The following is an 11,875-nucleotide window of genomic DNA, read 5'->3' as shown; positions in this document are numbered from 1 at the left end:
GATATAAGCTGGTCTTACATGCTTAGCCATGAGGAAAACATGGCTTCTGTGGAGTCGGACCCTGAGATTCAAGTACATCAGCCCGACCAGGACCTGATTACGGCGACAGCCGAGTTTACTCGCAGGGATGCCGAACAGATTGCCTCGGCCTATGAAGAAAAATATGGAGTGGAAGATGCTGCCCGGGTCGTCAAGGAATTCTCGGAAACGCTCAATCGGTGGCTGCCACTCGTTAAAAGCGTTGAAAGCAGCGAGGAACTGACGGAGCTTTTCTGGAAGGAAGTCTGGTCTAAAGTGGATGTTAACAACCACGGCGCCTGAGCACTGTTTCCCTGCCCTCATGGGCAGGGAAACACACCCTGCCGGAACCTGCCTCCCCTAATGTGCCCGTCCTAGCATATCTCGAGCAATAACCTCCTTCATAATTTCAGAGGTACCGGCATAGACTGTCTGCACCCGGGAATCCACATAAAACCGGGAGATAGGATATTCGAGGGTATAACCGTAACCGCCAAACAGCTGCATACAGCGATCAATACAGCTGCACTGCATCTCCGTTAGCTGCAGCTTGATGACAGCCGCATCCACCGCTGTCATTTCACCCGCCAGGTAGCGTTGCAGGCACTGGTTGTAATACCCGCGCCCCATATCAAGGTCCGCCCGCACCTGGGCAAGGGTAAACCGGGTATTCTGGAAATCCGCGATGCGCTGGCCAAATGCCCGGCGATCCTGTACGTAGTCCAGAGTCAGTTTTAGCGCACCCTCGATGGCTCCCAGGGCCTGGGCTGCGACGCCCAGACGCTCGCGGGGCAATTCCTGCATCAGGTAACCAAACCCTTTACCCGCCTCACCCAACAGGGCATCGTCAGGAACGATCAGGTCATCGAAGAAAAGCTCAGCGGTATCGCTGGCATGCTGGCCAATCTTGCGGATCGACTTGCCACGGGCAAAACCCGGCAGGGTGGTGTCGACCAGGAACAGCGACACACCACGAGCTCCGGCGCCCGGATCGGTCTTGGCACAGACGATAACCATGTCTGCCAGGATGCCATTGGTAATGAACACCTTGGCTCCGTTGATCTTCCAGCCCCCATTCACTTTCTGGGCGGAGGTGCGCATACCCGCCAGGTCACTGCCGGCACCCGGTTCCGTCATTGCAATAGCGCCCAACACCTCGCCACTTGCCATCCGCGGCAGCCAGTGTTGCTTTTGTGCGTCGGTGCCCAGCCGCTCAATGTAGGGAATGACAATATTTGAATGGATGTTGTAGCCACCGGTCAGGCCCCCGAAGCCCTGCCGTGACATTTCCTCAACGATCATCAGGCAGATATCTGGCCCTGCATCAGAGCCGCCATATTCCTCGGGAAGGTCCACGCCAAGCAGGCCGGCCTCTCCCAGTTTGTTCCAAAGTTCCCTGGGAACCTGGTGGGCTTCCTCCCAGTCCTCATAAAAGGGCGCCACTTCCTGCTGGAGGATTTTTCGAACCGAATTCAGAAACAGATTGTATTCCTCACCGGCTGACGAATCAGTAACCGAAAAAGCAGATTGTGTACTACTCATTATTTCGAACCCTCATTTTTATTGTGAAATTAATGGGACCCTTCTGTGTAAGGCACGCAGCGACTGTCGGGAAGATCATGGAGTCAGGCTTTCATACGGGCTGGATCCATCGCATCGGCCAGACCCTGTTTGTCCAGAGCCTTGTCAGCACTATAAAGGGAGGACACCTTGATTGAGGCAAGACGATTTCGGAAATCCCTGTCCATCTCATTCCGAAGGCCGCTCAGTACGTCATGCACATAGCACCGGTCTTTCCAGTCTGAAAACGGATTATCTATCGAGAAAAGCTCAACGTTTGGCTCCGCAACTGCCTCGAATACATCCAGCAAAGAAACAGTGGACGGTGCGCGGGCCATTGTGACGCCCCCTTTCCCACCCCTGGTTGATGTCAGCAAGTCCGCCTGGACCAGGCGTGAGATGAGTTGGCGAACCCTTGAAGGATTAACATTCACCCACTTTGCAATGGTCCGTGAGGAGTGCTGCTTCTCGCTGTGATACGCCACAAAAGAAAGGATGTAACACGCTGTGGTGAACTTTGTTGAGTTCAAGGAAACCTTCCTATGCTGGTGCAAGTCATTCGGCCGGCTTGACCTCGAACGCCATGCTCTTATATGTTAAATGTTTCAGTAACTATAACCATCAAACGCGAATACATCAACAAAGCATCAATGCCCGTCACATCCAATCTGGCGGTGCCCTGATGGACCTAGGAGCCAATAATGACAACAAATGCTCTGGAGCAAACCATTGCTGCAGCCCGCGAACAGACTATTTCCGGCATGTTACGGCGTACAGCCAGGAGGAACCGTGACAAGACAGCCGTTATTTGCGGTCAGATAAACTGGAGCTATCGCGAATTTGATGACATTTGCGACCGTCTCGCCAACGCTTTGATCCGGCGCGGCGTGCAATGTGGAGACAAGGTCGCCATCCTGGCTAGAAACTCCCATGGTTTCGTCGCAATGCGCTTTGCACTTGCCCGCATTGGCGCGGTTCTGGTGCCGGTCAATTTCATGTTGAATGCCAAAGAGATGGCCTACATCCTTGCCCACTCAAAGGCCAGGATCCTATGTACGGACACTTCGATGGCAGACATGGCCAGGGAGGCTGCCAGTCAGGATACCAATGTTGACGAATTTCTCTGGATTCCGGATGAGGCTGGCTCAGCCCCCCTTTCAGGTATGACGTCGTTCGACGATCTCCTTATTGAGGGAGCCGATTCCAATCAACAGCGCCCCGGTGTATCCGGGGACATGCTGGCACAAATTGTTTATACCAGTGGCACCGAATCCCTTCCAAAGGGTGCCATGCTTACACATGAAGCCGTCGTGACCCAGCATATGAGCTGCGTCATGGCTGCTGGATTCGAGTCGTCAGACATAATGCTGCACGCATTGCCGCTGTTTCACTGCGCGCAACTCGACACCTTTTTCGGGACCTGCGTTTACGCAGGTGTCACGAACGTCATCACCGCCACTCCCTCTCCGGAGGTCATTCTCCCAGCGCTTGAAAAGTACCAGGTCACCTCGTTTTTCTCTCCACCCACCGTCTGGATATCACTGCTTCGCTCTCCAATGTTTGACAGCGAAAAGTTATCCAGATTACGCAAGGGTTATTACGGTGCTGCAATTATGCCAGTCGCTGTTCTGCAGGAACTTCAAGAGCGCCTGCCAGAGGTCCGCTTATGGAACCTGTATGGCCAGACCGAAATTGCTCCCACGGCGACTATTCTCGGGCCGGAGGACCAGATACGGAAAGCCGGATCAGCAGGTAAGCCTGTGTTCAATGTTGAGACTCGTGTTGTGGATGACGCTGAGCAGGAGGTGCCAGCCGGGACCGTTGGTGAAATTGTGCATCGGTCACCCCAGCTTATGAGTGGTTATTTCAATGATGAAGAGCGCACCAGGGAGGCATTCAAGGGCGGCTGGTTTCATAGTGGAGATTTAGGATTCTTCGACGAGGAAGGCTATCTGACGATCGTCGACCGCAAGAAAGACATGATCAAGACCGGAGGTGAGAACGTTTCAAGCAGAGAGGTAGAAGAAACCATCTTCCAGATGGACCAGGTTTCAGAGGTAGCCGTTATTGCTGTAAGCGACCCTGTTTGGGTTGAAGCTGTTACTGCAATCGTTGTTCCCCGGGACGGTTCGACCATCGACCAAGAGATGGTCGTCAATCATTGCAAGGCGCGACTGGCAAGCTTCAAGGTTCCCAAGCGAGTGGTTGTCGCCGATGCCTTACCGCGTAACCCGAGTGGCAAAATCCTCAAGCGAAACCTGAGAGAGCTCTATGAAGTTTTCCCCCAGAGCTAACAGAAGCGAACTGGTAGCGTTTAGCACAAAGAGCCGGGCGGTAACGCCCGGCTCTTTGTTTTACAGGGTCCGCAATTCCTTCTTCAGGATCTTGCCCACCGGGTTACGGGGAATGGCGTCAATCAGCTTCATCTTCTCGGGCAGCTTGTAGACGCTCATACCCTGTTCCTTCAGATACTCGTTGATTTCCTCCAGGGTCGGTGGATTGGTCTCATCCGCAGGCACCACGCAGATACAGACCCGCTCACCCATGATGTCATCCGGCTGGGGTATCACGGCCACGTCCTGCACCTTGCCGAAGCCCAGCACCGCGTTCTCCACCTCCACACTGGAGATGTTGAACCCGCCGCGGATCACCATGTCTTTCTTGCGATCGTAGAAGCCGACATGGCTGGCGTCCTGTACGATGAACAGGTCACCGGTACGGAAGAAGCCGTCAGCGGTGAAGGACCGCTCGGTGATGTCCGGCCGCTGGAAGTAGCCGGCAAACAGTCCGGGACTGCGGTAGCAAAGCTCACCAATGCCGCCCGGCTCGGTTATTTCATCATCCTGGTCGCCGAGAATCTTTACTTCGACTCCATAGATGCCCGAGGGCCACTCAACACCTTCCTTACCCCACCAGGGCAGGTGGTCCACCCGCATTTCCAGGTCCGGCACGTCCGCCGGGCCGGCCACCAGGCTGGTACCCTCGTTCTGGCCCCAAATGTTGACGATGTCGATATCCCAGCGGCGCTTGAACTCCTGCATGGACCAGGCGGATGGCGGCGCTGAACCGGTGGTGATGGTGCGCACGCTGGACAGGTCCAACTGGTCCACATTGGGCAGCTTGGCGATCATGTTCAGCATCGCCGGCACCAGGATGGTGTACTGGACATCCTCCCCGGTCAGCTGGCGCAGCAGGATCTCCGGGGTGATGGGGTGGTGCAGCACCAGGGTGCCAGCCACTGCGAGCCAGGGTAAGTAATTCACCCCAACCGCGGTCATATTCACCAGGGGCGCCACACACAGGATGCGATCCCCCTTCTGCAAGCCACAGGTGGTGGACACCAGGCTGATCAGGTACTCCCAGTTGTTGTGGCTCATGGGGCAGCCCTTGGGATCTGCCTCGGTGCCAGACGTCCAGCACAGGGTGAAGATGTCATTGGCATCCACAGCCACGTCCGGCACTTGGCCGGGCGCGCCGCGGGCAATACCGGTCAGTTCCTGCAGGCCGATGTAGTGCCCGAAGCCCAGCTCCCGCCCCAGGGCCCGGTAGTCAAAGCCATGGAAGCTCTCGGCCGAGACATAGAACCTGGCACCGGTCATTTCTTTTACATAGCCCACATCCTTGCGGCGCCACTGCATGGGCAGGGCAGAGAGCAGCCCGCCGGCCTTTGCCGCAGCCAGGTAGAGCATGGCCAGCTCCCAGACGTTGGGCAGCTGGGCCACCAGTACGTCGTCCTTGCCAAAGCCCCGGCTTACCAGTTCCGCAGCCGTGGCATCCACTGCCTGGCCAAACTCCGCCCACGTCAGGCGCCGGGCCGGCGTGCCCACCAGCTCATCCCGGTTGGGCGGATCCACCACCGCTTCCCGGTCCGGATGGGCATCGCGGTTGGCGGCAAAGCGCTGGAGCAGGTTCCTGTCGCCCCAGTACCCCTTGCCGGTGTATTCCTCGATGAGTTCAGGTTTGTGCAGGATCATGATTCAACACTCCTGTCGTTGTGATTCTTGTTATTGTCGGGCATTCACAGTCCGTGACGGCTGACATCGACTTTCGAGAACACTTCCTGCCAGCAGAGCCAAGCCAGAGCCTCGCCTCTGTCAATGCCATCCACTCGTGGTACCCATTGTTTCAGGACGTGCTTGTAAGGACTCGGTCATACTGCCGGAACAACCGGGCAGGCCGACCACATACAGCTTAAACAGAACCTTAGCGAAGGGCCTCGTCTGTTCCGACGAAATAACCGGTGCCCGGAGCCTGAAATCGTCGAATCAGACGAGGTCGCTGTTTCAACGGTGCGAGACACTGACGTTTACATCCTGCCACAACCACAACAACTTCAGGAATTCAGGAGAGTGCCATGCAAGCCCTGATGCAAGACAAGCCCCTGCTCATCTCGTCACTGATTGATCACGCTGCCACCTTCCATCCGGAAACGGAAATCGTCACCAAAACCGTGGAAGGCCCTATGCACCGCACCAACTACCGGGAGCTGCGCAACCGCTCCAAGCGTGTAGCCAACGCCCTGAAGACACTGGGTGTCGATTTTCAGGACCGGATCGGGACCCTGGCCTGGAACACCCACCGTCACTATGAACTCTACTTCGGCGTTTCCGGCAGCGGTGCCATCCTGCACACGGTTAACCCGCGCCTGTTTCCGGAGCAGCTGACCTACATCATCAACCACGCCGAAGACAGGGTGCTGTTCTTCGACATCAGCTTTGCCGACATGGTGAAGCAGCTGGCACCACAGCTGGAGACGGTAGAGGCCTTCGTGGCCATGACGGACCGGAAGCACATGCCGGACATCGACCTGCCCAACCTCTACTGCTATGAGGAGTTGATGGACGCGGCCAGCGACGACTACGATTGGCCGGAATTCGACGAACGCACGGCCTCCTCCCTGTGCTACACCTCCGGTACCACCGGCAATCCCAAGGGAGTGCTCTACGGTCATCGCTCCACGGTACTGCATTCCCTGGCTCAGGTGGCACCGGACGGCTTTGGGCTCAGCAGTCGAACCACGATGATGCCAATCGTACCCATGTTTCACGCGAACGCCTGGGGCGCACCGTACTCTGCTCCCATGGCAGGTGCCAAAGTAGTTTTACCCGGCCCGCACATGGATGGTGAGAGCATATACGAATTAATGAAAGAGGAGAAAGTCACCTCCTCTATCGCGGTACCCACCATCTGGATGATGCTATTCCAGTACCTGGATGCCACACCCGAGACAAGCCTTGAAAAGCTGAGCCTGAACGATGTCGGTGTAGGCGGCTCAGCACCCCCGATCGCCATGATCGAACGCTTCCGCAAATCCGGCATCGACATGATTCAGGCCTGGGGCATGACCGAAACCAGTCCGCTGGGGGTAGTCAACAAGCCGCTACCCAAGCACGACAGCCTCAGCGATGAGGACATGGCAAGACTCAAGACCAAGGCCGGTCGCGGCGTCTGGGGTGTGGAGATCAAGACCGTCAATGATGACGGCGAGCGCCTGCCCTGGGACGGCAAGACTCCCGGTCACGTCTATGTACGCGGCCCCTGGATTGCCAGCGGCTATTATCGCCAGGAAGGTGGTAGCAAGCTGGACAGCGAGGGCTTCTTCCCCACCGGTGACATCGGCACCATTGACCCGGACGGCTTCCTGCAATTGGTGGACCGGTCCAAGGACGTCATCAAGTCCGGCGGCGAGTGGATATCCTCCATCGAGCTGGAAAACGCCGCTGCCTCCCACCCGGAGGTGGCAGAAGCCGCTATAATCGGCATTGCCCACCCCAAGTGGCAGGAGCGCCCCTTACTAATTGCGGTGCTCAAGGATAACGCTACGATCGGCAAGGACGAGCTGATGTCCTTCCTCGAGGAGCACGTGGCCAAGTGGTGGCTGCCGGACGACATCCTGTTTGTAGACGAACTGCCCCATACGGCCACCGGCAAGCTGCTCAAGACCAAACTTCGGGAAGAGTACGGTGACTTCAAGCCGATCACCGCTGGCTGAGTTGGGATCCCGTCAGCCCGAAGGCTGGCGGGTTACATCACAGCGCTTATCTTGTTCACGGTGCTTTTCTTGATTGTACCAGCTGACTGCACCAAGGTCTGGCGGCCCATGCTGCTTCAGCACCCGGGCCAGTCAGGCGCCCGTTTCTCGTTAAAGGCAGCCATGCCCTCTTTGGCATCTTCTGTCAGGGCCATGGTGGCCAGCTGGGTTTCGGTATAGGCGATGGCCTGCTCGAAACTCATATCTTCAATGGCCTTCATGGCGTACTTGCCTCGGCGAATGGCGGTGGGAGACTTGTCCGTCAGGCGACTGATCAGCCAGTCCACCTTGGCATCCAGTTCCTCCGGCGCCACTACATGGTTCAGCAAGCCATGCTGAAGGGCTTCGTCGGCAGTGAACGGCTCTCCGGTGAGGGTCCATTCCCGCAGCACGCGCCGCGGTACCAGGCGCTGCATCAGGCTAAGTACCTGCATGGGAAACAGACCGACTTTCACCTCCGGCAGGCCAAATTTCACGTTGCTGTGGGCTACTGCCATATCACCCATGCAGAGCAGGCCCATGCCGCCCGCCATACAGACGCCGTTGACCCGTACGATACAGGGCGTGGTGGTATTCACCGCCAGCCGGAACAGGTCCGCGTACTCTGCATTGGGTTTTGAATAATCGAAGGCGAAACCCTGGCCCGGCTGCAGGTCACCGCCAGCACAGAACGCCTTTTCACCAGCGGCTGTGAGTACGATCACCCGGATCTCGGGATCCGATTCTGCTTTCAGATAGCCCTCACGAATCCGGGCAATCACGTCATTGTTGATGGCATTACGTTTTTCGGGCCGGTTGATGGTGATCCACAGGGCCGGCCCCTTCTGTTCCAGCAAGACCGCTTCTTGTTCAGACATCATGGCTCTCCTGGTTGATCAGTTGCTTTCAGCAGGGGTAGCTGTTTCGGCCGGGATAACCTCGGCAATCACCTTGCCAGCGGTGACCTGTTCACCTTCGCTGACCGTGAGCGACACAATCGTTCCTGCCACTGCCGCCACGTGGACGTGTTCCATCTTCATCGCTTCCAGCACAACCACCGGCTGGCCAGCCTCGACCGTATCGCCCTCACCGGCATGCAGGGCTACCACCCGTCCGTTCATGGAGGCGCGGATGACGCCATCACCGGCTTCATCCCCGGCAACGGCAGCCTCATGGGTATGGTCATCCACACGGTAGGAGTGACCGCGGTAGCGCAGGTAGAGGCGTGAACCCGCACGAATCATCTCGGCGGTTTCTGACAGGCCCTCGCAGGTGAACCGCACGCGGGCACCGTCCACGGCATCCAGCGTCAGTTCAGCGGCGGCGTCGTCCAGCTGAATCCGGAAGGTGCCATTACCCTGATTGCTCACCCGCGCGTCAGCGGCTTCCCCGCCAACACTGAAGCGGAAGATGATCGGCAGGCGATGGGTAATGGTGCTGATCGAGCCACCGTAGCTACCCTGTGCGTCGGTGGTATACAGCAGCACGGCGGCCAGTAACCGGGCCCGGTCATCGGCGCCCTGGTCCCTTGCCAGCAGTTCATCCTGGTGGTTATCAACGAAGGCCGTGGTCGCCTCCCCCTGGATAAAGGTGGGGTGCTCCAGGCAGGCGCTCAGAAAGGCCTGGTTGGTTTCCACGCCCAGTGCCGTAGCGTCCTTCAATCCGCTGACCAGGCGACGGCGGGCCTCTTCCCGGTCCGCCCCGGTGCTGATCAGCTTGGCGATCATGGAATCGTAGAAAGGCGGGATCTCGGAACCGGACTCCACCGCATCTTCTACCCGCAGGGTGTCAGGCATGTGCCACAGCGCCATGGTGCCACTCTGGGGCATAAACCCTTCGCTGGGGCTTTCGGCGCACAGACGCACTTCAATGGAATGGCCTTTCAGGACAATGTCGTCCTGACTCAGGGGCAGTGGCTGACCGGCGGCGACCCGCAACTGCAGCTCCACCAGGTCCAGTCCGGTGATGGACTCGGTTACCGGGTGCTCAACCTGAAGCCGGGTGTTCATCTCCATGAAATAGAAGTTGCCGTCCTGGTCCAGCAGGAATTCCAGGGTGCCGGCCCCCTCGTAATGGATGGCCTTGACCGCGGTAACGGCGGTCTCCCCCATCCGCGCCCGCAACTCCGGCGACACCGCCGGTGACGGTGCTTCTTCCACCACCTTCTGGTGACGGCGCTGGATGGAGCAGTCCCGCTCCCCGATGTAGACAGCATTGCCGTAACGGTCCGCCATCACCTGGATCTCGATATGCCTCGGGTTGATGATGGCCCGCTCCAGGATCACTTCCGGGTCACCGAAAGCACTTTCCGCCTCGGACCGGGCGCTGCGCAGGGCCGCCGGAAAGTCTTCCGCCTTTTCCACCAGACGCATGCCCCGGCCGCCCCCACCGGCGGTGGCCTTTATCATGATGGGGAAGCCCACGTTGTCCGCTTCCCGGATCAGGCGATTCTCGTCCTGGTCCTCCCCCTGGTACCCGGGTACGCAGGGCACGCCCGCACCCATCATCAGCTGCTTGGCACCCGCCTTGTGTCCCATGGAGACAATGGATTCGGCAGACGGGCCCACAAAGATAATACCCGCCTCCTTACAGGCTTTCGGCAGGCCCGGGTTTTCCGCCAGGAAACCATATCCGGGATGGATCGCATCGGCGCCGCTGAGCTTTGCCGCCTCGATAATCCGGTCAATACGCAGATAGGAGTCCGCTGGCAGGTCGCCGCCTATGGCTACGGCCTGGTCAGCAGCCCGAACGTGGCGGGCATTTCTGTCTGCGGATGAATAGACCGCTACGGTCCGGTAACCCAGTTCACGGGCGGAGCGGATAACTCGGAGCGCGATTTCGCCCCGGTTAGCGACCAGCACCTTGGTAAAGGGGGTCGGTTTGCTTGCTGTTGTCGTGGTCATGATAGTCAGACACCGTTCTCATTCTTTGGGCGGCCGGCAATACCGGCCGGGTTCCGGGATTCCATCAGGGTCAGGGGCGCGCCACACCAAACTGCATCTTTTGGGGCTCACGCCGCTCCGCGTCACGACAGACCGACAGCACGTAGGACAGTACCGAGCGGGTCTCACGAGGGTCGATGACACCATCATCCAGGAGCCTGGCACTGGTAGTGAACACATCCATCTGGCTCTCGAAGGTGTCTACGATTTTCTTTTCCATGGCGGCGAGCTTGTCGTGATCCACTTCGCCGGTCTTGCGCTTCATGGCCGCTTCGGTGACGTTGGTCATGGTCTTGGCGGCCTGTTCGGCGCCCATGACAGCGGTCTTGGCGTTGGGCCAGGAGAAACAGAACCGGGGCGCAAAACCGCGCCCGCACATGCCATAGTTACCCGCCCCGAAGGAGGCACCACAGTAGATGGTGATCTGGGGCACGGTGGCGTTGGTCACCGCCTGGATCATCTTGGAGCCGTGCTTGATGATGCCCGCCTGCTCGTATTCCTTGCCGACCATGAAGCCGGTGGTGTTGTTCAGGTACAGGATTGGCGTCTGGGACTGGCAGCAGGCCTGGATAAAGTGGGTCGCCTTGGTGGCGCCGGCCGGGTCGATGGGGCCGTTATTGGTGATGATGCCCACCGGCAGCCCCTCAACTTTGGCATGGCCACACACAGTGGAGGACCCGTAATTGGCACCGAACTCCAGGAAGTAGGAGTCGTCCACGATGCGGGCAATCACCTCTTTCATGTCCACCGGACGCTTGTAGTCCATGGGCATGACGCCCAGCAGCTCTTCCCGGTCATAGCGAGGTGGCTGGAAGGAGCGTGGCTTGTCTTCCGGCAGCTCACCATCCCAGTCCAGCTGGGCGACAATCTCGCGCACCATGCGCAGGGCGTCGCGGTCGTCTTCTGCCAGGTAATCCCCCAGTCCGGAGATGCTGGTGTGCATCTCGGCGCCACCGAGTTCTTCCTCGGTGGCGATTTCACCGGTGGCCGCCTTGAGCAGGGGCGGTCCGGCAAGGAAAGCCCTGGAGCGGTCACGAACCATGATGATGTAATCGGACAGACCGGTCTGGTAGGCACCGCCTGCGGTGGACGAGCCGTGGGTGACCGTGACCACGGGCAGCCCGGCCGCCGACAGGCGGGTCAGGTTGGCAAACAGGGTACCGCCGTGTATAAACTGGTCCACCTTGTATTTCAGCAGGTTGGCGCCCGCACTCTCCACCAGCTGGACGTAGGGCAGTTTGTTCTTGAGGGCCAGTTCCTGGACCCGCAGCTGTTTTTCCAGACCCATCGCTTGCATAGCGCCGGCATCAATGCCCGAGTCGTTGGCGGCAATCATCACCCTTAC

9 protein-coding genes are annotated in these 11,875 nt (G+C 58.5%); 3 read left to right on the top strand and 6 right to left on the bottom strand.

Annotation, left to right across the window (positions count from 1 at the left end):
- Nucleotides 1-321: hypothetical protein (locus BM036_RS18995; protein WP_218144847.1), on the top strand; the 321-nt coding region annotated here is incomplete at its 5' end.
- A 57-nt stretch (nt 322-378) separates the two neighbouring features.
- Here BM036_RS18995 and BM036_RS18990 read toward each other — a convergent pair.
- A complete protein-coding gene (locus tag BM036_RS18990) occupies nt 379-1,560 on the bottom strand; it encodes an acyl-CoA dehydrogenase family protein (protein ID WP_091855213.1) in 1,182 nt (393 codons plus the stop codon).
- Between the two features lie 83 nt (nt 1,561-1,643).
- Nucleotides 1,644-2,108 (bottom strand): RrF2 family transcriptional regulator, encoded by a 465-nt coding sequence (locus tag BM036_RS18985; protein ID WP_091855212.1) that lies wholly within the window; start codon nt 2,106-2,108, stop codon nt 1,644-1,646.
- Nucleotides 2,109-2,279: 171 nt separating this feature from the next.
- Here BM036_RS18985 and BM036_RS18980 point away from each other — a divergent pair, with 171 nt between their 5' ends.
- Nucleotides 2,280-3,872 carry an acyl-CoA synthetase gene (locus tag BM036_RS18980; protein ID WP_091855211.1) on the top strand — a complete coding sequence of 531 codons (1,593 nt, stop codon included), beginning with the start codon at nt 2,280-2,282 and terminating at the stop codon, nt 3,870-3,872.
- 60 nt (nt 3,873-3,932) lie between these two features.
- On the opposite strand, the gene BM036_RS18975 is transcribed toward BM036_RS18980, so the two are convergent.
- Complete coding sequence (locus tag BM036_RS18975; RefSeq protein ID WP_091855210.1) at nt 3,933-5,552, bottom strand: class I adenylate-forming enzyme family protein; 1,620 nt, start codon at nt 5,550-5,552, stop codon at nt 3,933-3,935.
- A gap of 380 nt (nt 5,553-5,932) precedes the next feature.
- On the opposite strand from BM036_RS18975, the gene BM036_RS18970 reads away from it, so the two are divergent.
- Nucleotides 5,933-7,570, top strand: coding sequence for a long-chain fatty acid--CoA ligase (locus tag BM036_RS18970; RefSeq protein ID WP_091855209.1), 1,638 nt, complete (start codon nt 5,933-5,935; stop codon nt 7,568-7,570).
- A gap of 116 nt (nt 7,571-7,686) precedes the next feature.
- Here BM036_RS18970 and BM036_RS18965 read toward each other — a convergent pair whose 3' ends face one another.
- The 3 genes from BM036_RS18965 to BM036_RS18955 form a co-directional block, all read right to left on the bottom strand.
- Nucleotides 7,687-8,466 (bottom strand): enoyl-CoA hydratase/isomerase family protein, encoded by a 780-nt coding sequence (locus BM036_RS18965; protein ID WP_091855208.1) that lies wholly within the window; start codon nt 8,464-8,466, stop codon nt 7,687-7,689.
- 18 nt (nt 8,467-8,484) lie between these two features.
- Nucleotides 8,485-10,491, bottom strand: a complete 2,007-nt coding sequence (locus BM036_RS18960; protein WP_091854825.1) for an acetyl/propionyl/methylcrotonyl-CoA carboxylase subunit alpha — start codon at nt 10,489-10,491, stop codon at nt 8,485-8,487.
- A gap of 70 nt (nt 10,492-10,561) precedes the next feature.
- The coding region (locus BM036_RS18955; protein ID WP_143066648.1) for an acyl-CoA carboxylase subunit beta at nt 10,562-11,875 on the bottom strand (1,314 nt) is incomplete at its 5' end.

Origin of the sequence: Marinobacter segnicrescens (assembly GCF_900111555.1) — a bacterium.
GTDB lineage: Bacteria > Pseudomonadota > Gammaproteobacteria > Pseudomonadales > Oleiphilaceae > Marinobacter > Marinobacter segnicrescens.
Note: the sequence above shows the minus strand (reverse complement) of the source record. Positions and strands in the feature narration are given on the sequence as shown.

What these genes read in the sequence shown, in the direction of transcription:
- BM036_RS18990 (WP_091855213.1), bottom strand. Translation starts at nt 1,560, where the DNA reads ATGAGTAGTACACAATCTGCTTTTTCGGTTACTGATTCGTCAGCCGGT.
- BM036_RS18980 (WP_091855211.1), top strand. Translation starts at nt 2,280, where the DNA reads ATGACAACAAATGCTCTGGAGCAAACCATTGCTGCAGCCCGCGAACAG.
- BM036_RS18975 (WP_091855210.1), bottom strand. Translation starts at nt 5,552, where the DNA reads ATGATCCTGCACAAACCTGAACTCATCGAGGAATACACCGGCAAGGGG.
- BM036_RS18970 (WP_091855209.1), top strand. Translation starts at nt 5,933, where the DNA reads ATGCAAGCCCTGATGCAAGACAAGCCCCTGCTCATCTCGTCACTGATT.
- BM036_RS18965 (WP_091855208.1), bottom strand. Translation starts at nt 8,466, where the DNA reads ATGTCTGAACAAGAAGCGGTCTTGCTGGAACAGAAGGGGCCGGCCCTG.
- BM036_RS18960 (WP_091854825.1), bottom strand. Translation starts at nt 10,491, where the DNA reads ATGACCACGACAACAGCAAGCAAACCGACCCCCTTTACCAAGGTGCTG.